We start from the raw sequence: 1488 nt of genomic DNA, 5'->3' as shown, positions 1-1488 counted from the left end.
GGCGAAGGTGCCGCGCATCATGACTTCGTGATGGCCGCGGCGGGCGCCGTAGCTGTTGAAGTCCAGCGCGTCGACGCCGCGGTTGGTCAGCCAGGCCCCGGCGGGCGAGGTCTTCTTGATCGAACCGGCCGGGCTGATGTGGTCGGTGGTGATGCTGTCGCCGAAGATGGCCAGCACGCGGGCCTCGACGATGTCGGTGACCGGGGTCGGCTCCATCGACAGGCCCTCGAAATACGGAGGGTTGGCGACATAGGTCGAGCTGTCGTCCCAGGCGTAGGTCTGGCCGCCCTCGACCTTGATGCCCTGCCAGTGTTTGTCGCCCTTGAAGACGTCGGCGTAGCGTTTGGCGAACATGGCCGGGGTGACGCATTTCTTCTGGATGTCGGCGATCTCTTTCGAGGTCGGCCAGACGTCCTTCAGGAAGACATCCTTGCCCTTCTTGTCCTGACCGATCGGATCCTTCGAGATGTCGATCCGCATCGAGCCGGCGAGGGCGTAGGCGACGACCAGCGGCGGCGAGGCCAGATAGTTGGCCTGGACGTCGGGGTTCACCCGGCCTTCAAAGTTGCGGTTGCCCGACAGCACCGAGGCGCCGACCAGACCGTTGTCGTTGATGGCCTTGGAGATGCTGTCCGACAGCGGGCCCGAGTTTCCGATACAGGTGGTGCAGCCGTAGCCGACCAGGTTGAAGCCCATGGCGTCCAGATCGGCCTGCAGGCCGGCGGCGGTCAGATAGTCGGTGACCACCTGCGAGCCGGGGGCCAGCGAGGTCTTGACCCAGGGCTTGACCGACAGACCCAGCTTCTTCGCCTTGCGCGCCACCAGACCGGCGGCGATCAGGACCGACGGGTTGGAGGTGTTGGTGCAGGAGGTGATGGCGGCGATGACGACATCGCCGTCGCCGAGGTCGAATTTCTCACCCTCGACCTTGACGCGCGGGGCGTCGACCGGGCGGTTGAAGACCTCGGTCAGGGCGGTTTCGAACGACGGGGCGGCCACGGTCAGCTCGACCTTGTCCTGCGGGCGTTTCGGGCCGGCGATCGAGGGCACGACGGACGCCATGTCCAGTTCGAGGATGTCCGAGAACACCGGGTCTTCCGAGGTCTCGTCGATCCACAGGCCCTGGGCCTTGGCGTAGGCTTCAACCAGCGCGACGCGCGCCTTGTCGCGGCCCGTGGCGGTCAGATAGCCGATGGTCGCCGCCGAGACGGGGAAGAAGCCGCAGGTGGCGCCGTATTCCGGGGCCATGTTGGCGATCGTGGCCTGGTCCTCGATGGTCAGGCTGATGACGCCGGGGCCGAAGAACTCGACGAATTTCCCGACCACGCCCTTCTTGCGCAGCATCTGGGTGACCGTCAGCACCAGATCGGTGGCGGTCGCGCCTTCCGGCAGGGCGCCGGTCAGGCGGAAGCCGACGACTTCCGGAATCAGCATGGGGATGGGCTGACCCAGCATGGCGGCTTCGGCCTCGATGCCGCCGACGCCCCA

The 1488-nt window shown here is 66.5% G+C and carries 1 protein-coding gene; it reads right to left on the bottom strand.

Annotated elements, in window-relative coordinates:
* A partial coding sequence (gene acnA, locus B3E43_RS13110) for an aconitate hydratase AcnA (protein WP_292030210.1) occupies positions 1–1488 on the bottom strand: 1488 nt, incomplete at both ends.

The organism is Brevundimonas sp. UBA2416 (genome assembly GCF_002343105.1).
Taxonomy (GTDB): Bacteria; Pseudomonadota; Alphaproteobacteria; order Caulobacterales; family Caulobacteraceae; genus Brevundimonas.
This window is presented reverse-complemented; position numbering and strand designations above follow the sequence as displayed.